The 25,618-nt window shown below is 48.7% G+C and carries 17 protein-coding genes and 3 pseudogenes; 5 read left to right on the top strand and 15 right to left on the bottom strand.

All coding sequences use genetic code 11. The features are described from left to right. The first annotated feature begins 192 nt into the window (after positions 1-192). Both SHEWMR4_RS06525 and SHEWMR4_RS20935 read left to right on the top strand, forming a co-directional pair. Positions 193-2,196 (top strand): methyl-accepting chemotaxis protein, encoded by a 2,004-nt coding sequence (locus SHEWMR4_RS06525; RefSeq protein ID WP_011622031.1) that lies wholly within the window; start codon positions 193-195, stop codon positions 2,194-2,196. A gap of 158 nt (positions 2,197-2,354) precedes the next feature. Further along, positions 2,355-2,507, top strand: a complete 153-nt coding sequence (locus tag SHEWMR4_RS20935) for a hypothetical protein (protein WP_011622030.1) — start codon at positions 2,355-2,357, stop codon at positions 2,505-2,507. 239 nt (positions 2,508-2,746) lie between these two features. Here the strand turns inward: SHEWMR4_RS20935 and cydX are convergent, their stop codons facing one another. The 4 genes from cydX to purL form a co-directional block, all read right to left on the bottom strand. Further along, positions 2,747-2,863, bottom strand: coding sequence for a cytochrome bd-I oxidase subunit CydX (gene cydX / locus SHEWMR4_RS06520; protein WP_011622029.1), 117 nt, complete (start codon positions 2,861-2,863; stop codon positions 2,747-2,749). Between the two features lie 18 nt (positions 2,864-2,881). Then, positions 2,882-4,021, bottom strand: a complete 1,140-nt coding sequence (gene cydB / locus SHEWMR4_RS06515; protein ID WP_011622028.1) for a cytochrome d ubiquinol oxidase subunit II — start codon at positions 4,019-4,021, stop codon at positions 2,882-2,884. Between the two features lie 15 nt (positions 4,022-4,036). Next, positions 4,037-5,593: a cytochrome ubiquinol oxidase subunit I gene (locus SHEWMR4_RS06510; protein WP_011622027.1), complete on the bottom strand. Its 1,557-nt coding sequence runs from the start codon at positions 5,591-5,593 to the stop codon at positions 4,037-4,039. Positions 5,594-6,834: 1,241 nt separating this feature from the next. After that, positions 6,835-10,716 (bottom strand): phosphoribosylformylglycinamidine synthase, encoded by a 3,882-nt coding sequence (purL, locus tag SHEWMR4_RS06505; RefSeq protein ID WP_011622026.1) that lies wholly within the window; start codon positions 10,714-10,716, stop codon positions 6,835-6,837. A 279-nt stretch (positions 10,717-10,995) separates the two neighbouring features. Between purL and mltF the strand changes: the two genes are divergently transcribed. Further along, positions 10,996-12,432 (top strand): membrane-bound lytic murein transglycosylase MltF, encoded by a 1,437-nt coding sequence (mltF, locus tag SHEWMR4_RS06500; protein WP_011622025.1) that lies wholly within the window; start codon positions 10,996-10,998, stop codon positions 12,430-12,432. 439 nt (positions 12,433-12,871) lie between these two features. On the opposite strand, the gene tadA is transcribed toward mltF, so the two are convergent. After that, on the bottom strand, positions 12,872-13,390 hold the full coding sequence (gene tadA / locus SHEWMR4_RS21060) for a tRNA adenosine(34) deaminase TadA (RefSeq protein WP_157037036.1): 519 nt from the start codon (positions 13,388-13,390) through the stop codon (positions 12,872-12,874). Positions 13,391-13,438: 48 nt separating this feature from the next. Between tadA and SHEWMR4_RS21240 the strand changes: the two genes are divergently transcribed. After that, complete coding sequence (locus SHEWMR4_RS21240; RefSeq protein ID WP_157037037.1) at positions 13,439-13,675, top strand: pentapeptide repeat-containing protein; 237 nt, start codon at positions 13,439-13,441, stop codon at positions 13,673-13,675. 61 nt (positions 13,676-13,736) lie between these two features. Here SHEWMR4_RS21240 and guaA read toward each other — a convergent pair whose 3' ends face one another. After that, positions 13,737-15,314 (bottom strand): glutamine-hydrolyzing GMP synthase, encoded by a 1,578-nt coding sequence (guaA, locus tag SHEWMR4_RS06490; RefSeq protein WP_011622023.1) that lies wholly within the window; start codon positions 15,312-15,314, stop codon positions 13,737-13,739. A 117-nt stretch (positions 15,315-15,431) separates the two neighbouring features. Further along, positions 15,432-16,898 (bottom strand): IMP dehydrogenase, encoded by a 1,467-nt coding sequence (gene guaB, locus SHEWMR4_RS06485; RefSeq protein ID WP_011622022.1) that lies wholly within the window; start codon positions 16,896-16,898, stop codon positions 15,432-15,434. Positions 16,899-17,020: 122 nt separating this feature from the next. Between guaB and xseA the strand changes: the two genes are divergently transcribed. Beyond that, a complete protein-coding gene (gene xseA / locus SHEWMR4_RS06480; protein ID WP_011622021.1) occupies positions 17,021-18,367 on the top strand; it encodes an exodeoxyribonuclease VII large subunit in 1,347 nt (448 codons plus the stop codon). A gap of 147 nt (positions 18,368-18,514) precedes the next feature. Here the strand turns inward: xseA and der are convergent, their stop codons facing one another. From der to SHEWMR4_RS21225, 8 genes and pseudogenes are all read right to left on the bottom strand, one after another. Next, positions 18,515-19,981, bottom strand: coding sequence for a ribosome biogenesis GTPase Der (der, locus tag SHEWMR4_RS06475; RefSeq protein ID WP_011622020.1), 1,467 nt, complete (start codon positions 19,979-19,981; stop codon positions 18,515-18,517). Positions 19,982-20,060: 79 nt separating this feature from the next. Continuing rightward, complete coding sequence (gene bamB / locus SHEWMR4_RS06470; protein ID WP_011622019.1) at positions 20,061-21,248, bottom strand: outer membrane protein assembly factor BamB; 1,188 nt, start codon at positions 21,246-21,248, stop codon at positions 20,061-20,063. A gap of 11 nt (positions 21,249-21,259) precedes the next feature. Next, positions 21,260-21,880: a tetratricopeptide repeat protein gene (locus SHEWMR4_RS06465; RefSeq protein ID WP_011622018.1), complete on the bottom strand. Its 621-nt coding sequence runs from the start codon at positions 21,878-21,880 to the stop codon at positions 21,260-21,262. A gap of 12 nt (positions 21,881-21,892) precedes the next feature. After that, the gene (hisS, locus tag SHEWMR4_RS06460; RefSeq protein WP_011622017.1) at positions 21,893-23,170 is read right to left on the bottom strand and encodes a histidine--tRNA ligase; all 1,278 of its coding nucleotides are present in this window, start codon (positions 23,168-23,170) and stop codon (positions 21,893-21,895) included. Positions 23,171-23,329: 159 nt separating this feature from the next. Next, positions 23,330-24,445 (bottom strand): flavodoxin-dependent (E)-4-hydroxy-3-methylbut-2-enyl-diphosphate synthase, encoded by a 1,116-nt coding sequence (gene ispG, locus SHEWMR4_RS06455; RefSeq protein WP_011622016.1) that lies wholly within the window; start codon positions 24,443-24,445, stop codon positions 23,330-23,332. Between the two features lie 42 nt (positions 24,446-24,487). Beyond that, positions 24,488-24,709, bottom strand: a pseudogene (locus SHEWMR4_RS21235) (RodZ domain-containing protein); the annotation flags it as partial. Positions 24,710-24,773: 64 nt separating this feature from the next. After that, a pseudogene (locus SHEWMR4_RS21230) lies at positions 24,774-24,821 on the bottom strand (hypothetical protein); the annotation flags it as partial. A gap of 605 nt (positions 24,822-25,426) precedes the next feature. Continuing rightward, positions 25,427-25,522: pseudogene (locus SHEWMR4_RS21225) on the bottom strand (helix-turn-helix domain-containing protein); the annotation flags it as partial. Positions 25,523-25,618: the final 96 nt, after the last annotated feature.

The raw sequence follows: 25,618 nt of genomic DNA, 5'->3' as shown, positions 1-25,618 counted from the left end.
CCCTCAACTCTTGTGTTAGTCTCCTTACTACTACTCAGATATCTATTCCTTCCGACTAAAGTAATGACTGGTCTAACTGGTATTGTGTGAGCGAACTATCTATAAATAATAGGAAATCTTAGACCCATATCAAGACCATGGCGTAAAACTTAGGTTACATTAGCATTAACCTTTACCCTATAGGATCACACAATGAATTATAAAAATTGGCCTATTGCAAAACAGATCGGTGCCCTCGCTTTTGTCCTTACCCTGATCATTTTCTGCATACTGAGTACCCTATCCTATAAATCCGCATCAAACGTGCTCGAAGATAAAGGCATCAGCGCCATGAAAGCCGAGATGCACGCTGTCTCCGATATGCTGGAACTGCAATACGACAGCTTGCTGCAACTGGCAAGACGCAATGCCGATGTGTTTAAGGAAATGTACCCCGGCCAATTTAGTCGTCCAGATAAAACCGTGAATGTGCTTGGAGTAAGCACCCCAGCGTTACTGCATGAAAAAGAACAAATTAACTCCTCAAAGAGTAAGGTGGATCGCTTTGCCAACCTCACTGGCGGAACCGCCACAGTGTTTGTACGCGATGGGGATGATTTTGTCCGGATTGCGACCTCGTTAAAAAAGGCCGATGGTAGCCGTGCCCTCGGTACCTTCCTCGGTAAAACCCATCCCGGTTATCCAACACTTATCAAAGGTGAGGTTTATGAAGGCTACGCCAAGCTCTTTGGCAAAGACTACATGACAGTCTACCGTCCGATTAAAGACACTCAAGGCCAAGTGATAGGGATCTTATACATAGGGTTTGAAATCACTCAGTCCCTCACCCAGTTACAAGCCGCGGTAAATAAAATCATCCTAGAAGAAACTGGTAGTTTCTTGTTAATGCGCAAAGCCGACAATGTACTAGTCGCAAACCCTAAATTTAATGCGGGTGAGCCAGTAACTGAGTCCATGCTCGATGGATTAACCCTTAGCCAAGCCACACAGGACCAAGCGGAATGGCGCTACACCAACGGTAAAAACCAACCTATGTTTGCCTACACCCAAACGGTGAATGGTTGGAATTGGATGCTGATTGGCCAAGTCAATGCAAACGAGTTAAATGAAGAGAGCCTACTGCTACTCACTATCAACGCCATAGTGGCGGTCACGGGTATAGTGCTTATTACCGTACTCTTGTCCCTAGTGCTGATACGTTCACTCAAGCCATTACATACACTCCAACGCCATATGGAAATCCTCGGCACGGGGGACTTTAGTCATCCACTTCCACCATCGGCCAGTGATAGTCAAAACGAGGTCGATAAGATCACCACCAGCGTGTCGACCATGTCATCTGAATTGCGACAATTAATCAGTGCACTACAAGCCTCGGTGCAAAGCATTGAACAGCAAGCCTCTAAGGCGCAGCGGATTGCTAAGCAAAACGGTGAAGAAGCCCAGGCATTGATGCAACAAACGGATCAAATCGCCACCGCGATTGAAGAAATGTCCACCTCTATCCGCGATGTTGCCAACCATGCTCAAGATGGCGCGAACCAGAGCCAACAAGTGGATCTCGCCGCCAAAGAAGGCCAACAGCAACAAACCCAAGTGGTGCAAGATCTGTTGAAACTGAGCCAACAGCTCAGTAGTAGCCATCAGGCCGTCGAAAAAGTCAGTCAAGAGAGTGAGGCCATCAGTAAAGTCACCGAGGTGATTAACAGCATTGCCGAACAAACCAACCTGCTCGCACTCAACGCGGCCATTGAAGCGGCCCGCGCAGGAGAACAGGGCCGAGGCTTTGCCGTGGTCGCCGATGAGGTGCGAACCTTAGCCCAGCGGACACAATCCTCTATTCTAGAGATTTCGCAAACCATTGATAAGCTACAATCTCAAGTGAAAACGACCACCAGCCAAATGGCGCAGAGCCACCAGCTGGGTATCGCCTCGGCTAATCAAGGGGAAGAAACCGGCAAGCAGCTGGAGGAAATCACCCGCAGAATTGGCGAACTGGCGATTAGCTCACGCAATATTGCCTCGGCCACTGAGCAGCAGAGCAGCGTTGCCCAAGAGATCACCCATAATCTGCATCAGATAAGCGAACTGGCTAATGAAGGTGAGCACAGAGCGGCCGAAACAGTGAACTCGGCGAATGATCTATCCTCCCTCGCCGTCGCGCTTAAACAGCAAATCAGCCAATTTAAAGCCTAAATCAAATCATTTCTTTACTAAGATACCGCCCACTTGGGCGGTATTTTTTTGACTTTCTACTTAAGTTACATCTATTCAGTTAAGTCCACATTGCTAAATTCATTCAGCAAAACTTTAAGGTAAACCACGCGAAACGCCTATCACATTAGTGCTGCTTCATGCTCGAGCAACCTGCTAGCTTTGGCTTTGGCTTTTGCTTTGGCTTTGGCTTTGGCTTTGGCTTTGGCTTTGGCTTTGGCTTTGGCTTTGGCTTTGGCTTTGGCTTTGGCTTTGGCTTTGGCTTTGGCTTTGGCTTTGGCAATTCAGCATAAGATTACAGATAGGCTTGAACTAACGCTTTAATAAGCTGTGAGGCATATCGATGCAGCGCAGCAAAATCAAATTGAGCCGTGTTTCTTATGGAAACCCGTAGCTAACTTCTTGCTTGTTGTGGCACAACATATCTCAGCAAACCAAGCCACCTTAGCGAATCCCTTAAGCTTAATCACGTGGTAATAAAAAACCCCGCTGTTGCGGGGTTTTAAAGGGTTCAGCTATAGGAGGTTAGCTATTACTCAGCGTCATCGCTTGAGCGGTCCATGTTCTCCGTGTTTTCAAGCCACAGGGCGTTGATCACACCAAAAGAACAGGCTAACAAAACCCCTAATATCCACGTGAAATACCACATAGTAGATGCTCCTTAATTCTAATAGAGTGAGGCTTTGTTATCTTCAATATGTTTGCGGTTTAAGCGGCCAAACATCTTGAAGTAAGTCCATACAGTGTAACTTAACACGATTGGAACGAAGATAATCGCCGCCCAAGTCATCACAGTTAATGTCATTTCACTCGCAGTCGCATCCCACATGGTTAAGCTCACGTTAGGATCTAATGAAGATGGCATAACGAATGGGAACATTGCTGCACCACAAGTTAAGATCACCATAGCCACTGTCAGCGAGCTAAATAAGAACGCAAAACCTGAACGATTTAAGCGGCTCACTAGGATAACCAGCAGTGGTAATGCCACACCTAATACTGGGAACAGCATAGTAATAGGATACTTATCGTAGTTGGCTAACCAAGCGCCAGATTCAACCGCAACGGTTTTCAGCGTTGGGTTAGACAGTGCATGGTGGTCAAGGGTTGAAGTGATAACATAACCATCAATACCATTGGCTAACCACACACCCGCAGCGGCAAATAATACTGCCACTAACAGTGCACATAGCTGAGTCGCATTCGCGGCACGTACACGCAGCTCACCGTCGGTCTTCATTTGTAACCAAGCAGCGCCTTGCATCATAAACATGCTCACGCTCACTAAGCCCGCCAGTAAACCGAATGGGTTCAACAGGCCAAATAAACCACCGTGATAAGTCGCACGCAGGAACTCATCGAAATTGAATGGTACACCTTGGAGTAAGTTACCGAAGGCCACACCGATGATCAGCGGTGGAATAAAGCCACCACAGAACAATGCCCAGTCCCACGACTTACGCCATTTTGGATTTTCAATCTTAGAGCGATAGTCAAATCCGACAGGACGAGTGTACAAGGCAAACAGCACTAACATCATGGCCACATAGAAGCCAGAGAAAGACACTGCATACACCATAGGCCATGCCGCAAACAAGGCACCACCTGCGGTGATTAACCATACTTGGTTACCGTCCCAATGGGGAGCAATGGTGTTGACCATAATACGGCGCTCAGTATCGTCTTTACCGATAATCGGTAAAAGTGCACCCACGCCCATGTCAAAACCGTCAGTGACCGCAAATCCGATGAACAGTACGCCGATCAGAGCCCACCAGATAACTCTCAATATTTCATAATCAAACATAATGAAATCCTCTGCTTAGGCTTCTAGTTTCTCGAAGTGATAACGACCAGTCTTTAAACTGCTAGGGCCAAGACGGGCAAACTTAAGCATCAAGAATATTTCGATCACCAGCAGCACAGTGTAGAACAGTGAAATCGAAATAATACTGAACCACAGATCCCCAGTCGTTAAACTCGAAGCAGACATAAAGGTCGGCAGCACCTCAGAGATGGTCCAAGGTTGACGGCCATATTCAGCCACAAACCAACCACACTCGATCGCAATCCAAGGTAATGGCAAGCTAAAGAGTGCTGCTTTAAGTACCCATTTCTTCTCTTCGATCTGATGACGTGTGCTTTGCCAGAAGGCTGCCGCGAACACAAACAACATCACAAAGCCTAAGCCAACCATCACACGGAAGCTCCAGAAAATCGGTGCCACATTCGGGATAGAATCCTTCGCTGCCGCTTTGATTTGCTCTTCTGTCGCATCTACAACATTGTCGGTGTAACGCTTCAGCAGTAAGCCGTAACCTAAGTCAACTTTCGCCGCTTCGAACGCGTCACGTAACTCTGGAGACTTATCACCAGCGCGCAGTTTCACCAGCATATCGTAAGCTTTCATACCGTTGCGAATACGCACTTCGTGTTCAGCCACTAAGTCACGTAAACCAGTCACTTCTTCATCTAAAGAACGTGTTGCCACGATACCCATAGCGTAAGGGATCTTAACCGCAAAATCGGTGTGCATGGTTTCTTGATTTGGGAAACCGACTGCAGTAAAGGCTGCAGGAGCTGGCTCTGTGTGCCACTCAGCTTCAATTGCCGCTAACTTAACGCGCTGCGCTTCACCCACTTTATAGCCCGATTCGTCACCCAGAACGATAACAGACAGGATAGACGCCATACCAAAGCTGGCTGCAATCGCAAATGAACGACGTGCAAAAGGTAAGTCACGTTTCTTCAGAATGTAGTAAGAGCTGATCGCTAATACGAACATTGCGCCAGTCACATAGCCAGAAGCCACAGTGTGAACAAACTTCACCTGTGCAACAGGGTTGAAGATAACATCAGCAAAGCTGGTCATTTCCATACGCATGGTTTCGTAATTGAACACGCTACCCACAGGGTTTTGCATCCAACCGTTTGCCACCAGAATCCACAATGCGGAGAAGTTGGAACCAAAGGCCACCAACCAGGTTGTCGCTAAGTGTTGACGCTTGGAGAAACGATCCCAACCGAAGAAGAACATACCCACGAAGGTCGATTCTAAGAAGAACGCCATTAATCCTTCAATGGCCAGTGGTGCACCAAAGATGTCACCCACATAGTGCGAATAATAAGACCAGTTAGTACCAAACTGGAATTCCATCGCTAAACCCGTTGAAACACCCAAGGCAAAGTTGATACCAAACAACTTACCCCAGAACTTAGTCATATCTTTATAAATTTGTTTATCTGTCATCACATAGAGTGATTCCATGATAGCCAGCAAAAATGCCAACCCCAAGGTTAAGGGAACAAACAGGAAGTGATACATGGCTGTCAGCGCAAACTGCAACCGTGATAGCTCAACAACCTCTTCAACAATCATCGGTGACTCCTTACGTGGTGCGTCCAATTGCTACGACTACTTGAGCCATTCGTAGCAAGTGCCTTTGTAGGATAGTGAGTTTTCATTTTGTGTTTATAGCTGAATCCAGTATAAACCGTTAAATTTCATCTTTTTCATTACATCGAAGCAGCAAGGCTTAAAAATCCCCTTTTTCCTCGCATACTGAGACCCTAGTCACACTATCGCTCGGCTTTGAGACTTTCACCTCACCACCCAATCCTACAAATGATCCCATCGATATAAATATCAGATAGTTAAGATATTTAATCGCTTTCATTTGTGAGTATTTTATACCACCCGCCTTTGATTCAAATCAATCAAACTCAGGGCTTTAGATGGGTTTTGCAACGGGGCACACACTTCACTTTTACCCACTGTTGACATAGTCATAATTATGGGGTAGAGAACATACTAAGCTGAATTAAAAAGCCAGTTTTCACCAACTTGAACGCAAATTTAATGCATAAACACCAAAAATCACTAAAAACAAATTTAAAACAACATTTACACTAATAAAACATTATCTATTTCATTACCACAAAAAATATTAAACCATTCAAAATAAACATTTTTAATATAGTTAAATATAAAATCCAGAATATTTCAAAACTTAAATTAATTAGTTTTACTAATGATAAAATGTATTTTTTTTCGTTTGAGAAGACGACTTGGACTGGTTAATATATCTCCTGTGTTAAGGAGACGGTTTGATGTGACTGGTGAAGTGCCCCAGGCAAGCCAAACTCCGCGCACATAGGTATAACTTTGGTGTGGAGAAAGAGATATGACAAACTTATTTGAACGTCTGGTTAACAGCTATAAGCGTGTTTTTGTTGAACTTTATACAGCTCGTGAGCTGTAATCGTTCACCGCTTACTCTGAAATAATACTGATTTGATTTGAAGTTTTGTTAGCGCAAAACGAGCCCCCTTCTCGATGAGTTGGGGGCTTTTTGCTTTTATGTCTCGAGAATACGGGCAAGTACAGCAACTAAATTAAGGCGAGTCAGTTTTGTTTCACTTGTGTGAACTACTTATTAAGGGGTATTTAGTCTTTAAGATTGATATTTTTGAACTTCATTTTATTAGATTTAACAAATATAAGACTAAGATCTTAAAATACCTTATCTTTTTTAAAGATGCGTTTTATATATAAAAAAGGAGCGAAAAATTTCGCTCCTTTTTTTGCTCACTTAAGTCCTGGTTTTCTCAATAAAAACCTTAGCCTAAGTTGACTCGCGCATTACGGAACATACGCATCCATGGGCTGTCTTCACCCCAGTTATCTGGGTGCCAAGAGTTCGCAACCGTTCTAAATACACGCTCAGGATGTGGCATCATCAGCGTCACACGGCCATCGGTAGTACAGATACCGGTTAAACCGTTTGGCGAACCGTTCGGGTTTTGTGGGTATTGGGTGGCAATTTCACCATTACCATTCACAAAACGCAGCGCGATAGTGCCAGAAGCCTCAGCTAAGGCCAGTGCTTGCGCACTCGCAAACTCTGCATGTCCTTCACCGTGGGACACGGCGATAGGCATACGTGAACCCGCCATACCTTGGAAGAACAGTGAAGGACTTTGCTGCACTTCTACTAAGCTGAAACGCGCTTCGAAACGCTCAGAGCGGTTACGCACGAAACGTGGCCAGTGCTCGCTACCAGGGATGATTTCCTTCAAGTTAGACAGCATTTGGCAACCGTTACACACACCGAGGGCAAAGCTTGAGTCGCGCTCGAAGAAGCGTGAGAACTCATCGCGAGCACGCTCGTTGAACAGGATAGACTTAGCCCAACCTTCACCCGCACCTAATACGTCACCGTAGGAGAAGCCACCACAGGCCACCAGACCTTGGAACTCTTCGAGGCTAATGCGGCCTGACAGAATGTCAGACATATGCACGTCAAGGCTCTCAAAACCTGCGCGGTCAAACGCGGCCGCCATTTCCACATGAGAGTTAACGCCCTGCTCACGCAAAATAGCCATCTTAGGTGCAGCACCTTTGAGGATGTACGGCGCAGCAACATCTTCACTTGGATCGAAGCTTAAGTTAACCGTTAAACCTAAGTCTGTTTCATCCTGTTTGAGCTTAAACTCTTCTAATGCACAGGCTGGGTTATCACGCAGCGCTTGCATACGGTAAGTGGTTTCAGACCATAAAGTACGCAGTGCAACACGTGTCTCGCTGAACACTTCACGCGCACCATCTTTAATGGTTACGCGTTGGTCATTCGCCAGAGTACCAATCATGTGGCAAGGTACGCCTGCTTGGGCAAATTGCGCAGCGATAAGCTCGGCATCAGCGCGGCTCACTTGCAGTACGCCACCAAGTTCTTCATTGAATAGACGTTCAACGTCAGTACCTTGCAGTGCACTTAAGTCGATAGACAGACCCGTGTTACCCGCAAAGGCCATTTCCACTAACGTTGTGAATAAACCACCGTCACTGCGATCGTGATATGCAATAACTGACTTCTTCGCCACCAGCTTTTGCATGGTTTCGAAGAAACCACGCAACAGAGCTGCATCGTCTAAGTCTGGCGCGATATCGCCTAACTCACCGTAAACCTGTGCCAAACAAGAACCGCCTAAACGATTTTTGCCAGCGCCTAAGTCAACTAATAACAGCGAGGTTTCGCCTTTATCACTGCGAAGTTCAGGCGTTACCGTGTTACGGATATCCTGCACCACACCGAAGGCAGAAATGACCAGCGACATAGGTGCCGTCACGGTTTTGTTCGCGCCGTCTTGCTGCCATGCGGTTTTCATCGACATGGAGTCTTTACCGACAGGAATGGTCAGGCTCAGCTCTGGACACAGCTCTTCACCCACAGCCTTAACTGCTTCATAAAGACCCGCATCTTCGCCAGGGTGACCCGCGGCAGACATCCAGTTAGCCGACAGTTTGATACGTTTGAACGAACCAATATCCGCACCCGCGATGTTCATAATCGATTCGGCAACTGCCATACGGGCAGAGGCGCCAAAATCGAGCAGTGCCAGCGGCGTACGTTCACCCATAGACATGGCTTCACCGGCATAGGTATCAAAGCTTGCCGCCGTTACCGCGCAATCAGCCACGGGTACTTGCCATGGGCCAACCATTTGGTCACGGTTCACTAGGCCCGTTACCGTGCGGTCACCAATGGTGATAAGGAAGGTTTTGTCCGCCACGGTTGGCAGGCTAAGAATACGTTTGACCGCTTCTTTCACATCGATGTTGCTTTGCTCAAGTGCAGGTGAAACCGCCTTAGCGGATACCACATTACGGCTCATCTTAGGTGCTTTACCTAATAACACCTCGAGTGGTAAATCGATAGGATTGTTATCGAAATGGCTGTCGGCTAGGGTTAAATGCTGCTCTTGCGTCGCCTCGCCCACTACCGCAAACGGTGCGCGTTCACGCTCACAAATTGCAGTAAATAAAGGCAAGTCTTCGGCAGCAACCGAAAGCACATAACGCTCCTGCGATTCGTTACACCAGATCTCCAGCGGGCTCATGCCCGGCTCGTCCGATGGCACGTTGCGCAGATTGAAGATACCACCACGGCCGCCATCGTTAACTAACTCAGGGAAAGCGTTAGATAAACCACCCGCGCCAACGTCGTGGATAAATTGGATTGGGTTTTTATCGCCTAATTGCCAGCAGCGGTCGATCACTTCCTGACAGCGACGCTCCATTTCTGGGTTTTCACGCTGTACCGATGCAAAGTCTAAATCTTCGCTCGATTGACCCGACGCCATAGAAGAGGCTGCGCCGCCGCCAAGACCGATGTTCATCGCAGGGCCACCGAGTACGATCAGCTTAGCACCCACGGTGATTTCGCCTTTTTGTACGTGCTCTTCGCGGATGTTACCTAAACCACCGGCTAACATGATGGGCTTGTGATAACCACGGACTTCTACGCCGTTGTGGCTAGAGACTTCTTGCTCATAGGTACGGAAGTAACCTAACAGGGCTGGACGACCAAACTCGTTGTTAAACGCCGCGCCACCCAATGGGCCTTCGGTCATGATATCCAGCGCGCTGACGATACGATCAGGCTTACCGTAGCTACCTTCCCATGGTTGTACAAACCCTGGGATTTTTAAATTCGATACGCTAAAGCCAGTTAAACCCGCTTTAGGTTTAGAGCCACGACCGGTTGCACCTTCGTCGCGGATCTCACCACCTGAACCCGTCGCCGCACCTGGGTATGGACTGATTGCCGTAGGATGGTTGTGGGTTTCCACTTTCATCAGTACGTGCATTGGTTCAGTGTGATAGCTGTAAACACCGTTTGGATCGGGGAAGAAACGTCCCGCAACCGAACCTTCCATCACAGCGGCGTTATCTTTATAGGCAGATAACACGTGGTCTGGTGTGGTTTCAAAGGTGTTTTTAATCATCTTGAACAGAGACTTAGGCTGCGCCTCGCCATCAATTGTCCAATCTGCGTTAAAAATCTTGTGACGGCAGTGCTCAGAGTTGGCCTGAGCAAACATCATCAGTTCAATATCGTTTGGATTGCGGTTCAAACGCACAAAGTTTTCGACTAAATAATCGATTTCATCTTCGGCGAGCGCCAGACCCATTTCGACGTTGGCCACTTCAAGTGCGCGGCGACCTTCAGCCAACACGTTCACACTCTTGAAAGGCGCAGGTTCTGTGCGCTTAAACAGCACATCGGCCTTAGCAAAATCGTCCAGAACCACTTCAACCATACGGTCGTGCAATAACCCTTTGAGGGTTTGCTGTTGCTCGACAGTCAAAGTGTCTGATTCCACATAATAGGCAACACCACGCTCTAAGCGCTTCACTTTACCTAAACCACAATTGTGGGCGATATCAGTGGCTTTAGAAGACCATGGGGAAATTGTGCCGGGGCGGGGAGTAACAAACAGGAGTGAACCTTGGGGGGTATGGGCTTCGATAGCAGGTCCATAGGTGAGAATTTTTTCAAGTTGCTCACGCTCATTGGTCTCAAGCAACTCGCTCAAATCCGCTAAATGAACATACTCAGCATAGATTTGGCGTACCGGAAGCGCAGCGTTTACGCAGGCCTCCATTAGCTTTTGCACTCTAAACGTCGAGAGTGCTGGGGCTCCGCGGATGATCTCCATCACGTCAATTCACCTTATATTTATAATTGCAGGGGTCAGAGATGGCGCTATTATAAGGAAATGTCTGTCACAAATCACCTGTGACCTTACGTAAAACAGTGTTTCCTATTAAGATAAAAAGCGGCCCTTTTCCCCTCCTTCGTATTCCATGCGGTACGATTTTTTTACGTAATTGGCGACAAACGGATATAATCACAGCAATGTCAGCCAGTTTATCCTTGTTACCTCACTGACCTTCTACTGTTCATCATTTTGATTTTATTTAATAAAGTGTGTTTAATGACTCGATTTCTGTTCGCGATTATCTTAGGTTTCTTACTGACGGCGTGTCAGCAAGTGACCGTGGAAGAAACAGAATATGTTCCCCATAAACTCACCGAATTAAGGGTCGGCACCCTTTATGGCCCGCAAATTTATATGACCTCGGGCCAAGGTAACAGCGGCTTCGATTACGATATGGCGGTGCTCTTTGCCGAGTATCTCGATGTGCCCTTAAAAATGGTGCCCTACACCAACCGCGCCGAACTCTATGAAGCATTGAAAAAAAACGAGATTGATATCATTGCCGCGGGGATGACAGAAACCCCTGCGCGGCGCGAACAATTCCGTTTAGGCCCGCCGCTGTATCGCGTCAATCAAGTACTGGTTTACCGTGAAGGCATGCCAACACCCAAAGACATCACAGATTTAAAAGGCAAAATTACCGTAATTGCCGACTCTTCTTTTGTGGAAACCTTGACGCAATTACAGAAACGCCATCCGACGCTGGTGTGGGATCAAGTCACAGATAAAGACAGCGAAGAGCTGCTAGCGATGATCGCCAACAAGGAAATCGACTACACCATCGCCGACTCGAGCAGCGTGCAGATTAACCGCCGTTACTTACCGGATCTGCGTTCAGGGCTCGTGCTAGAAGAAAAGCTCGATGTGGTTTGGTTACTTCCCCCCACACACAGTGACGGTTTGATGAGTCAGTTATTGGCGTTTTGGCACCAAGAAAAACTCGCCGGCACACTCGATCACTTAAACGAAAAGTACTTTGGCCACGTTAAGCGTTTCGACTATATCGATACCCGCGCCTTCCTACGTGCCATCGAAACTGTGCTGCCGCGTTATCGTCAGCTTTTCGAAACCCACGCCGGAGACTTAGATTGGCGAAAATTAGCGGCGACCAGTTATCAAGAATCCCATTGGAATCCTAATGCCCGCTCGCCGACTGGGGTGCGCGGCATGATGATGCTTACACAGCCAACCGCCAAAGAAATTGGCATTACGAACCGCCTCGATGCGGAAGAGAGTATTCGCGGCGGCGCCGCTTATTTACGGGATATGATCAACCGTCTGCCCGAGTCTATCCCCGAGAGTCAACGCATGTGGTTTGCGCTGGCCTCTTACAATATCGGTTATGCCCATGTGGAAGATGCGCGTAAGCTCGCCGAGTCCATGGAGCTTAATCCCAACGCCTGGCGGGATCTTAAAAAGGTATTGCCACTGCTGCAAAAGCGTAAATATTACCAAAAGACCCGTTATGGCTATGCCCGTGGTAGCGAAGCCGTGCATTACGTCGACAGCATTCGCCGCTATTACGACACCTTAGTCTGGGTCGATAATCAATCTAAACAACAAAATAGCGATGAGGAAGAACCGAGCGACCTCGCCTCGGAAGATGGCCCAGCGCCAGTGCCCGGCACCCTCAGCCCAGATAAGCCGAAATAGCCCTAACCGCTTCCCCCTCAATCACTTGACTTGCGCCGCAGCCTTGCTTTTTTGCGGCCATCAAACCACGATTTTAATCTTTGATTAAGCCAACACAGGCTAAAGTGAGCTAGCTTTCGGCTAAAAACGCTGCTTTATAGAGCAGATGCATCGAGGGGGATTGCCGCCTGAGATCTCTGCTGATACTGTCATAGTTACAGGTCAATATAATCATCATTGCGCGTTAACCCATAGCCGTTAACCAAAGCAAAATAGCCTTAACCTAGACAATAACAAGATTGAAAACGGGGTCTATATGAGAAGAAAAACCATCAATAACAGCGCATCACGCCGTCGCACCACATTGAAAATTCGCCATCGCCGGGTGCTGAATCGCCACAAACTGTTTTTTACGTTTCTCCAAGCCCAAGACTAACGCTTAAGCGAGTCCCCAAACTCCTTAGGATAGCGTCCCCTGCTGCGCCTTTTGAGCCTGTTTTAAAGCCTTCTTTTCCTCCCTGCGACGTTTAAAAAAGCGGCTCAATTGGTCAGCACAGTCCTGCGCTAACACCCCAGATGTAATCTCAACTTGATGATTAAAGGCTGGATGCTGCAAGAGGTTAAGCACGGTTCCTGCAGCGCCCGTCTTCTCATCCTTTGCCCCAAATACCACGCGGGCAATCCGGCTATGCACCATAGCACCGGCGCACATTGCACAAGGCTCGAGGGTAACGTAAAGAGTGGTATCGAGGAGTCGATAGTTTTCAATCGTCTGTCCCGCTGCTCGCAAACACTGAATTTCAGCATGGGCGCACGGGTCGTGCTCACTGATAGACAAGTTGTATCCAGTGGCGATTTGCTGACCCTCTTTGACTAAAACCGCCCCCACAGGTACTTCACCCGCAGCCTCAGCCTTTTCAGCCATGGCCATTGCGACACGCATCCAATGTTCATCGACTCGAGGTTGTTCAACATCCACTTGATTGAGACTCGCTTGATTGAGACAAGGTTGCTCGCCAATTAACACATTACCACTAGCTTCATCACAACCAAGTTCATCAGCGCCAAGTTCAACAGAGCCAAGTTCAACAGAGCCAAGTTCAACAGAGCCAAGTTCAACAGAGCCAAGTTCATCAGCGCCAAGTTCATCAGCGCCAAGTTCATCAGAGCTGAGCGTCTTCGCATGCAAGGTTTTTGGGTTCAGTTTTGTCTGCTCCACTTAAGGATTCTCTTTTATCAACAATGTGGGCAATTATACCCATAACCAACAAAAAAGGCGCACTTGGCGCCTTTTCGTTAATGCATCATGTCATCAAAACAGAGAATTATTCCCACTCGATAGTTGCAGGTGGCTTACCTGAAATATCGTAAACTACGCGGGAAATACCGTCGATTTCATTGATGATGCGGTTTGATACGCGGCCAAGGAAATCATATGGCAAATGTGCCCAGTGCGCGGTCATAAAATCAATGGTTTCAACGGCACGCAGTGACACCACCCAATCGTATTTACGGCCATCGCCCATTACACCGACAGAGCGAACCGGTAAGAACACGGTAAAGGCTTGGCTGACTTTGTTATAAAGATCAGCCTTGTGCAGCTCTTCGATGAAAATCGCATCAGCGCGGCGCAGCAAATCACAGTATTCTTTCTTCACTTCGCCAAGTACTCGTACACCTAAACCTGGGCCTGGGAACGGGTGGCGGTAAAGCATGTTGTATGGCAGACCTAACTCGAGACCAATCTTACGCACTTCATCTTTAAAGAGTTCACGCAGTGGCTCAACCAGACCTAGCTCCATATCATCTGGCAAACCGCCAACGTTATGGTGCGATTTGATCACGTGTGCTTTACCAGTAGCGCTACCTGCAGATTCAATCACGTCTGGATAGATAGTGCCTTGGGCTAACCATTTCGCGTTAACGCATTTCTTGGCTTCTTCGTCGAAGATTTCAACGAATACACGGCCGATGATTTTACGTTTCGCTTCTGGATCGGCTTCGCCTTTCAGCGCATCGAGGAAGCGGTTTTCCGCATCCACATGGACAATATTGAGACCGAAGTGGTCGCCAAACATTTCCATCACTTGCTTCGCTTCGTTTAAACGCAGTAAGCCGTTATCAACAAATACGCAGGTCAGCTTCTTACCAATTGCGCGGTGTAGCAGCATGGCCACGACAGATGAATCCACACCACCAGACAGACCTAAAATCACTTCATCGTCGCCAACTTGCTTTTTCAAGCGCTCGATGGCGTCTTCGATAATGGATGACGGCTTCCAGTTTGCGGCACAACCACAGATATCTAAGGCAAAGTGCGACAGCATACGCATACCTTGACGGGTATGGGTTACTTCAGGGTGGAACTGTACGCCGTAGAAACGTTTTTCCTCACAAGACATGGCCGCAAATGGGCAAGTATCGGTTTTAGCAACGGCCACGAAACCTTCTGGGATAGCCGAAACTTTATCGCCATGGCTCATCCACACATCGAGCAGAGATTTGCCATCGGCACTCACTGCGTCTTCGATATCTTTAAACAGAGCCGATTGCGCTAACATTTCGATTTGAGCGTAGCCGAACTCGCCTTCACCCACGCCTTGAATTACTTTGCCGCCCAGCTGCTCAGACATGGTTTGCATGCCGTAGCAGATCCCTAGAACGGGTACGCCAGCATTGAACACATATTCTGGTGCGCGGGGAGAGTTGTCGGCAGTCACACTTTCTGGGCCGCCAGCGAGGATAATCCCGTTAGGGGCAAACTCACGGATTTGGGCTTCGGTCACATCCCACGCCCATAACTCACAGTAAACACCAATTTCACGGATACGACGGGCAATTAGCTGGGTGTACTGAGATCCAAAGTCGAGGATCAGTATCTTATGCTCATGAATATCGCTCATGGATAACCTTTATCTCATCTATTGTTTTAACTTAGCTCAAGACTACGAGGTTCAATCTTGAGGGCATACAAATCTTAATAACGGGGCGGCTTATCGCCGCCCCATTATCACAAACGTTTACGCACCTGAACGGTAGTTTGGCGCTTCTTTAGTGATGGTCACATCGTGAACGTGGGACTCGCCCATGCCCGCAGACGTCACTTTCACAAACTGCGCTTTTTCGTTCAGTTCTTGGATCGTGGCACAGCCTGTTAAACCCATGCATGAGCGCAGACCGCCCATATGTTGATGAATGATTTCCTTAAGCTTGCCTTTGTAAGGTACACGACCTTCGATGCCTTCCGGCACTAGCTTGTCGGCAGCATTGTCAGATTGGAAATAACGGTCAGAAGAACCTTGAGACATGGCGCCTAAAGAACCCATACCGCGGTATGACTTATAGGCACGGCCTTGGTAGAGTTCGGTTTCGCCCGGCGCTTCGTCGGTACCCGCGAACATTGAACCCGCCATGATGCATGATGCACCTGCGGCTAAGGCTTTGGCTAAGTCACCGGAGAAACGTACACCGCCGTCGGCGATAACTGGGATCCCTAAACCTTTTACAGCTTCGGCAGCGTCAGACACCGCGGTAATTTGTGGCACGCCCACACCCGTCACGATACGTGTGGTACAAATAGAACCAGGGCCAATACCCACTTTAACCGCGTTAACGCCGGCTTCAACTAGGGCTAATGCGCCTTCAGCTGTTGCCACGTTACCACCGATGATTTGTAAATCTGGGTATTTAGCGCGGGTTTCACGGATACGTTGCAACACGCCTTCAGAGTGGCCGTGGGAAGAATCGATCAGCAGCACGTCAACACCGGCTTTCACCAGCGCATCGACACGCTCTTCGTTACCCGCACCGGCACCTACGGCGGCGCCCACACGTAAACGACCTAATTCGTCTTTACAAGCATTAGGTTTACGCTCAGCTTTTTCGAAGTCTTTTACAGTGATTAAGCCTTTCAGCTTGAAGTTATCGTCGACAACTAACACTTTTTCGATACGGTTTGAGTGCATTAATTTTTGCACTTCATCTAACTTAGTGCCTTCCGCAACAGTGACTAAACGCGCTTTTGGCGTCATCACTTCTTCTACGGTTTTGCTCCAGTCAGTCACGAAACGAACGTCACGGCCAGTGATGATACCGACCAATTCATTGGCTTCGTTTACCACAGGGTAACCCGCAAAACCATTCTTCGCGGTCAGTACTTTAAGATCCGCCAGCGTAGTTGAAGGCGTTACCGTTACAGGTTGTTGCACCACACCCGCTTCGTAAATTTTTACTTTACGAACTTCTTCGGCCTGCTTTTCTATGCTCATGTTTTTATGAATAAAACCTAAGCCACCTTCCTGTGCCATGGCAATAGCAAGACGCGCTTCGGTCACAGTGTCCATAGCGGCAGACACAAGCGGAATATTCAGTTCAATGGTGTTAGTCAGGCGAGTTTTAAGGATGGCGGTGTTTGGGAGTACAGTCGAATGCGCAGGAACAAGTAACACATCGTCAAAGGTTAGCGCTTCTTTAATTAAACGTAGCATAGGCAACATCTCCCCAGTTGAGTAGGATTTTAGAGGTGAAATATTGCGGCGGGATTATACCTTGCATCTGGGGAGCGGTAAATGGAAAATAGTGAAAAAATCCCATTTGCACGAGAAAACACATGCAAGTCCCTAAAAATAATATTTATACCGTCTCACGCCTTAATGGTGAAGTCAGGCAAATTCTCGAGGGACAACTGGGAAAAGTCTGGCTAAACGGTGAAATTTCCAACTTTTCGGCCCCCAGTTCGGGACATTGGTATTTAACCCTTAAGGATCATTATTCCCAAATTCGCTGCGCCATGTTCAAGGGGCGCAACCAAAGCGTGAGCTTTAAACCTGTGAATGGTCAGCAGGTGCTAGTAAAAGGCGCCATCAGCGTGTACGAGCCTAGGGGCGACTATCAATTATTGATTGAATCTATGCTCCCCGCAGGGGATGGCTTACTGGCACAGCAATTTGAAGCGCTCAAAATGAAGCTCGCGGCGCAGGGATTATTTGCCGCCGACACTAAACGTCAGTTACCGAAAAATATTCAACGTATTGGGGTCATCACCTCCCCCTCGGGCGCGGCTATCCGTGATGTGTTGCATGTGCTTGCCCGCCGTGACCCTTCCATCGAAGTGATTATTTATCCCACTCAGGTACAAGGCGAGAGCGCGGATCTTAATATCTGCCAAGCCATCAATATCGCCAACCAACGGCTCGAGGTCGATGTATTACTGCTCACCCGCGGCGGCGGCTCACTCGAAGATTTATGGTGTTTTAATAGTGAAGCGCTCGCCCATACCATTTACAACAGTGCCCTACCCGTTGTCAGCGCCGTAGGCCATGAAGTCGACACCACTATCAGTGACTATGTGGCCGACGTTCGCGCCCCGACGCCCTCTGCGGGCGCAGAGCTACTGTCTCAGGATAGCGACAATAAGAGCCAACGCTTAGCCACAGTACTGTCGCGCCTCAAACAGAGCGCGAGTCACTATCAACTCAAGCAAGAAAGACGCTTAAGTTTGCTCGAACACAGACTGCAACGCTTAGATCCTAAGCGCACCTTGCAACAATTTGAGCAGCGTTTCGATGAAATGCAATTACGGCTCGAAGCCGCATTGTCTAACAAATTGCACGGCTTAAGTCGCCGTCAGCAGCAACTGGCAAGCCGCCTCGAGCAGCAGTCCCCAAAGCACAAACTCGCACTCGAGACCAATCGATTGAGCTATTTAGCGACGCGTTTGCAGGACGCTATGCAGGATACCCTCAACCAAAGCGAGCAGCGGGTCAAATATGCCGCCCATCAATTGGAAACGGTCAGTCCATTAGCCACCTTGAGCCGGGGTTACAGCATCACCACAGATGCAAATCATCAAGTCATAGACAATGCCGCCCAGCTGAGTGTGGGCGATAAGATAAACACTCGCCTACGCCATGGACAAGTGCAGTCGACCGTGACGCAAATAACCGATGAGAGCTAAGACTCAATAGCCTTAAGCTCAACGTCTAAGCCCATAATCATAAAGCATTTTATTGATACAAGACTTATGATTGCCCCTAAAATGCGCCAACAAAAAAAGGAACCCTAGGGTTCCTTTTTATATTCAGCTTAAGCCAATAGCGCAGATTTACTTTGTCTTGCGATCTTTAATATGGCTTAGTGCGCGCTTACGGCGACGCTCTTGGCTCATGGTCAGCTTTTCAACCTTGTTTTCAAACGGGTTATCACCCTCTTGGAAACGCAGCTGAATTGGCGTACCGACCACTTTTAATGAACGACGGAAGTAGTTCATCATGTAGCGCTTGTAAGAATCCGGTAGCTTGCTGACTTGGTTACCGTGAATAACCACGATTGGCGGGTTATAACCACCGGCGTGGGCGTATTTCAGTTTCACACGACGGCCGTTCACCAATGGCGGCTGATGGTCATCCTGCGACATTTGCATGATTCGGGTCAGCATAGAGGTGCTCACGCGGCGAGTCGCACTGTCGTAAGCTTCTTCAATCGACTCAAACAGATGGCCAACGCCCGTACCATGTAGCGCCGAAATAAAGTGAATACGAGCAAAGTCGATAAAGCCTAAACGGCGGTCGAGTTCACTCTTAACCCGGTCTTTAATGCCCTGATCGATACCGTCCCACTTGTTGACGGCGATAACTAAGGCGCGGCCCGCGTTCAAGGCAAAACCTAATAGACCTAAATCCTGCTCGGCAATCCCTTCACGGGCATCGATGATCAGCAGCACAACGTTGGCATCTTCAACCGCTTTTAGGGTTTTGATCACCGAGAACTTTTCAATCACTTCATGGACTTTACTGCGGCGACGCACACCAGCAGTATCGATAATCACGTATTCGCGGCCATCGCGTTCCATCGGAATGTAAATACTGTCGCGGGTGGTGCCCGGCTCGTCGTAAACCACCACACGCTCTTCACCTAAGATACGGTTAGTCAGCGTCGATTTACCTACGTTAGGCTTACCGATAATCGCAAGCTTGATCGGTAAATCCTGCAGACGTTTCTGCTCGGCTTCTGCTTCTTCTTCGGTGTATTGACGCTCGTCGACTTCTTCCTCTTCACCTTGGCGTTCAATCCCCATCGCTTCGGCATAAGGCGTTAAGGCGTACTCAATCATGTTGGTCACGCCACGACCTTGGGCGGCAGCCATTTGGTAGACTTCACCTAAACCTAACGACCAAAACTCGGCACAGGCAGAATCGGCATCGATACCGTCAATCTTGTTAGCCACCACGAAAGTGGTTTTTTGACGGCTACGTAAGTGCTGAGCGATAGACAAATCCGCGGCGGTTAAGCCCGCGCGCGCATCGGTCATAAATAAGACAACATCGGCTTCTTCGATAGCGGCAAGGGACTGCTCGGCCATCTTAGTTTCGATCCCCTCTTCAGTGCCGTCGATACCGCCGGTATCCACCACGATAAACTCATAGCCGGATAGGAATGCTCGACCATATTTACGGTCACGTGTTAGGCCAGGAAAGTCAGCAACCAGCGCATCACGCGTACGCGTAAGGCGGTTAAATAAAGTGGATTTACCGACGTTCGGCCGACCAACAAGGGCCACTACAGGGATCATGATTTTGCCTCTAAAAAACTTTTCAATAAAAAGCCCCCGGAACACACTTCCAGGGGCTCTACAAGGATAACACTTTTAACTAAGGAAGTGTTACAACAGCTAACTTTCCGCTGCGACCTTGCACGTAGATTTTATCATCCACCACTAATGGTTGGCTGAATAATCCAGAGCTGTCCACTTGGATACGACCGACAATACTGCCTGTGCTGCGGTCGATAAAGTGCAGATAACCTTCAAAATCGCCCACAACCAGATAGTCGCGATACACGGCTGGTGACGTGAGTGTACGGTTCGCCAGCTCAGAGTTGCTCCACAATTCTAGGCCATTACGTCTGTCCACAGAGTAGATACGGCTGTGATCATCCACTAGGAATAAGCTTAAACCGGCAGACGCTAGCTCATTGAAGCTGGAGTACTTACGAGTCCAAACGACACGCCCAGTACGCAGCTCCATAGAAACTAAGTTACCGTTGTAGCTCACCGCATAAAGGTTGTCACCTAAGATCAGCGGCGTCATATCCACATCGGCCATACGAGTAAACTCATTGCCGCCAGTTGGATTATAAATCGCTTGTTCCCAAGCGGCTTGACCGTTGTTTTTCACCACAACGGCGACTTTGCCATCGGCAGTACCGATAAAGAAACCACCCGCCTCATAGGCCGCAGAACCCGTACCGCGTAAGGTCAGATTAGGTAACTGCATCTCATAGGCCCACAGCTTAGCACCTGTATCGACGTTAAAGGCTTCGAGCGCGCCAGAGCTCGTGCTCACCACCACCACATCGTCAGCAACGGTTGGCTTAGAGAGTAACTCGCCCCCAGCGACGACATGCCACAGCACTTGACCATCTTCGGCATTCAACGCGGCCAACAGACCACTCTCACCACCGACAAAGATTTTATTGCGCGCGGCAGTAACACCCGAGGCTAAGCGTGCACCTTTGTTTTTGGCTAAGGCGTTATCACGAAACTCTTCACTAAAATCTTTTTCCCAAACGCGCTCACCCGTGGCTTCATCGAAGGCCACAACTTCGCCGTAACGGTCGGCTGCAAAAATTTTACCGTAACGAACTGCAGGAGTGAGGCGAGAATAATAATCACCGACACCGTCACCTACAGAGGCGCTCCAACTTACTTCAGGAAACACTGTCGCCTGAATCTCAGTTAACTCACTTACCGGTTCTTCTTCTACATCGCTCGAAGAACAGGCGGATAACATGGCTAGGCTTAACCCAGCGGCTAGCAGGTTCTTGCACCAAGACTTCATCAAGGGATCCCTTATGCTTGATTTAGGTTATCAAGTTTGATTTTAAGTGCAGGGCTGGTCACAACACCGCCATTGTCCATTGCCGCTTGGTAAGCGGTTTTCGCTTTATCCGCTTCGCCTTGGCGTACAAAGAAATCGCCTTTGAGTTCTTCACGTTGTGCTAAGAATGCTTTATCAGTCACTTGATCTAAAGTCGCCAGCGCAGTACCGATTTGACCTTGCTCTGCCTGAATGCGCGCTAAACGCAGTGTTGCCACTGTGTCTAATCCAGCACCTGGCTTAGCGGCAATCACCTTCTTCAGCGCTTCTTCGGCCTTAGGGAAATCTTTCGCTTCAACCGCGGTTTTCGCAACGATCAGATCCAGCAGGGCTTGATAGCCCTTTTGGTCGTGATTTTTGGAAAACTCAGCAACGCCAGCCAGCATGGCCGCTTCGTCACTTGATTTGGTGGTTAAAGTTTGGAAAGCCTGTGATGCTTCTTCGGCCTTCACGATTTTCATGTCGGAGTAATAGTTCCAACCGTACAGGCCGCCTAAACCAACGACCGCCCCGATAACAATCGAGGTTCCATAGTCTTTCCAGAACTGCTTGATAGCATCAACTTGTTGTTCTTCTGTGCTATAAATTTCCACGCGCACGTCCCCTTATTTGGTAAGTTCAGCTAAAAATGCGCTTAGTGCATTTCGAGCGACCCGTTGTTGTTCGTTGTCATTGCGTAAATATTTAACGGTAACCACACCTTCGGCGAGTTCTTCTTCACCGATGAGTAAGGCCACTTGTGCGCCGCTTTTATCGGCACGCTTAATTTGCTTCTTGAAGTTACCGCCGCCGCAGTGGCTCATGACACGCAGTGTCGGTAAGGTTGAGCGTAACTCCTGTGCCACTTTTATGGCTTCAACCAAACAGCTATCCCCCATCGCTGCGACATACACATCGACAGCCGCAGGGATATCTTGGGTCAGTTCTAAGGTTTCAAGCAATAGAACGATGCGCTCTAATCCCATCGCAAAACCGACGGCTGGCGTATCTTTACCGCCCAATTGAGCGACTAAACCATCGTAACGACCGCCCGCAAGGACAGTACCTTGAGAGCCTAAGCTATTGGTAACCCATTCAAAAACCGTGCGATTGTAGTAATCTAAACCACGGACTAAGCGGGGGTTAACTCGGTATTGGATGCCAACCGCGTCGAGGAGTTCACGCAATTGTGCAAAATGTTGTGAAGATTCTTCACCTAAGTAATCCATCAGCGCAGGCGCATCACCTAAAATGCTTTGCACTTGGGGATCTTTTGAGTCCAATACCCGCAGCGGATTGCTATACATACGGCGCTGGCTATCTTCATCTAATTTGTCTTTGTGTTGCTCTAAGAAGGCAATCAAGGCTTCACGGTAAGCGGCGCGCTCAGCAGGGTCACCTAAGGTGTTCAGCTCAAGCGTCACATGCTCGCTAATGCCGAGTTTTTCCCATAGACGGGCCGATAACATCAACACTTCGGCGTCGATATCGGCGCTACCAATGCCGTAGACTTCCACACCAAACTGGTGGAATTGGCGATAACGACCTTTTTGCGGACGTTCGTGGCGGAACATTGGGCCCATGTACCACAGGCGTTGTTCTTGGTTATAGAGCAGACCATGCTCATTACCCGCACGCACGGTTGAGGCGGTGCCTTCAGGACGTAGGGTTAAACTGTCACCGTTACGGTCCTCGAAGGTATACATTTCTTTTTCAACAATATCAGTCACTTCACCGATAGAGCGTTTAAAAAGATCGGTATTTTCCACTATTGGAGTGCGGATCTCACTGTAACCATAAGCAGCCACGCTCGCACGTAGTACCGCTTCCACTTTTTGCCATAGAGGACTTTGAGTTGGCAGAATGTCGTTCATTCCGCGAATCGCTTGGATCTGTTTTGCCACTGTATCGACTCGTCCGATTTTCGCTAAATTAATAAAAAATGTCAGGCATTATAGGCTGTTCAACACTAAACGTAAAATGACCCCGTCGGTTTCGGGGTCTAGCTCAAGGCTTGAGTGTTTTTATAACGCTTAACCTATGGGTTGATTCGGCTGTGTCTGTTACTCAGTCGTGTCTTTCACTTGGATGCGGTTAGCCATTTGGCTCGCCTTAGCGCGAATTTTCGCTTCGAGGGAATCGACTAAGTTATCATTGTCGAAACGCTCTTTTTGACGCTCACCTTCATCGTAGTAACCACTCTTACGATGTCCACCGGTTAAGCCGATGTGAGACACTAAGGCTTCGCCAGGGCCATTGACCACACAGCCGATGATAGACACATCCATCGCGGTCGTCACATCTTCGAGGCGGCGCTCTAATTCATTTACCGTGCTAATCACATCGAACTCTTGGCGCGAGCAAGAAGGACACGCAATAAAGTTAATGCCACGGCTACGGATCCGCAGTGACTTTAGGATATCAAAGCCAACTTTGATTTCTTCCACCGGATCGGCCGCTAACGAAATACGCAGCGTATCACCAATGCCTTCGGCAAGCAGCATGCCTAAGCCGACGGCTGATTTGACCGCACCGGCACGGGCGCCACCCGCTTCGGTAATACCTAAATGCAATGGCTGGCGAATTTGCTTAGCCAATAATCGATAGGATTCTACCGCCAAGAACACATCGGAGGCTTTTACGCTGACCTTAAATTGGTCGAAGTTCAAACGGTCAAGAATGTCCACATGGCGCATAGCCGATTCGAGCAAGGCTTCCGGCGTAGGCTCTTTGTATTTGTCCATCAGATCTTTTTCTAATGAACCGCCGTTCACTCCAATACGGATAGGAATGTTTTTATCGCGGGCGCACTCCACCACACTGCGGATACGCTCTTCGTTACCAATATTGCCAGGGTTGATACGCAAACAGTCCACACCATATTCGGCCACTTTCAGGGCGATACGGTAATCGAAGTGGATATCGGCAACCAAGGGCACTGACACCGATTGCTTAATCACTTTAAAGGCTTCGGCGGCGTCCATCGTCGGCACTGAGACACGCACTATATCGGCACCCACTTTTTCTAGGGCACGGATTTGGGCAACGGTTGCCTCAACATCTGTGGTCTTAGTGTTAGTCATCGACTGTACGGCAATCGGCGCACCATCACCAATTGGCACATTGCCCACATAAATGCGGGTTGAAGGACGTCTCTTTATGGGTGTTTCGTTATACATACTCAATACGCTCTTTTCGGTACTCTGCGTCAGGCGCCAGACTTAAACCTGTGGGATAGTCAAACGCGCAACACGACCCTTAGGAAATTCAGCAAGGCTGATGGCTTTACCATCAACCGTAAACGTGGACACGACAGTGGGAGCACCTAGGATCACTTTAAACGGAGGCACGCCACTGGCTTGAATATTCGCACCAGCACCCCGGACGCCGTCAACAATCGCTTTGCCCTTGGCATCGACTATGTTGATCCAGCAATCGCCCGTGAGCTCAATAGTAATGCTCGACTGCCCTGCAGCCACTGGCATAGCTTGCGCTGTCGAAGCCGTATTAGTTGCAGGTGTATTCGATGCGGTTTGGTTCTGCACTGGCGCGGTATTGGTCGCGCCATTTTGTGTCGCGTTTGGAACCGCAACGATATTACTCGCTCCTGAGGTCGACGCAGTGTTCGGTGCAGTGTTAGAAGCATTGTTCGTCAGTGCGGTGCTAGATTCGCTCGCATTCATAGCCGAATTGGCAGCAGACGTCTGCTCAGCTTCCATCGCTGCCGAATCGTTCATATTAGGGTCGATAGTACTGGCATCAGTATCTTTTACCGGACCATCGGTCGCCATAGAGCCATTGACCGCAATCTCGCTTAAGCGCTCGCTCGCGTCGGTTTCCGTCAGCAGCACATCGCCCGGTAGGGTTTGATTCGCGGCAGCTAACTCTTCTGCAGTTGGTTTAGAGATATCGACATGGGTCACCAGCGTAGTTCTTTGCATCCACCATAGGACGAACAAGCCCAGTAACACGATGACAATAAAAAAGCTCAGCCACTTTAATTTAGTGTCACGAGCTTGATAGGTCGTCTTGCGGGAAAAGCTTTGCATCGCAGGCTGTGTGACTAAGGGCACCTGCCGCGTGAGGCATGCCTCAATCAGGGCGTTATCCACCCCCAGCATGCGCGCATAGTTTTTGACGTATCCGCGAACATAAGTCGAAGAAGAAATATTGGAAAAATCGTCGGCTTCGAGATTTTCAACAATCCCTGGGCGCAAGTGCAACTTCACCGCGGTATCCGCAATGCTTAAGCCCATCTGTTCACGGGCCGTTCTGAGTACAGTGCCGAGCGTTACATCAGGCGTCGATTCAGCTTCACTCGCTGCTACTGGTTCTACTGACGCGTTTATTTC

The sequence above is a fragment of the Shewanella sp. MR-4 genome (assembly GCF_000014685.1).
Taxonomy (GTDB): domain Bacteria; phylum Pseudomonadota; class Gammaproteobacteria; order Enterobacterales; family Shewanellaceae; genus Shewanella.
This window is presented reverse-complemented; position numbering and strand designations above follow the sequence as displayed.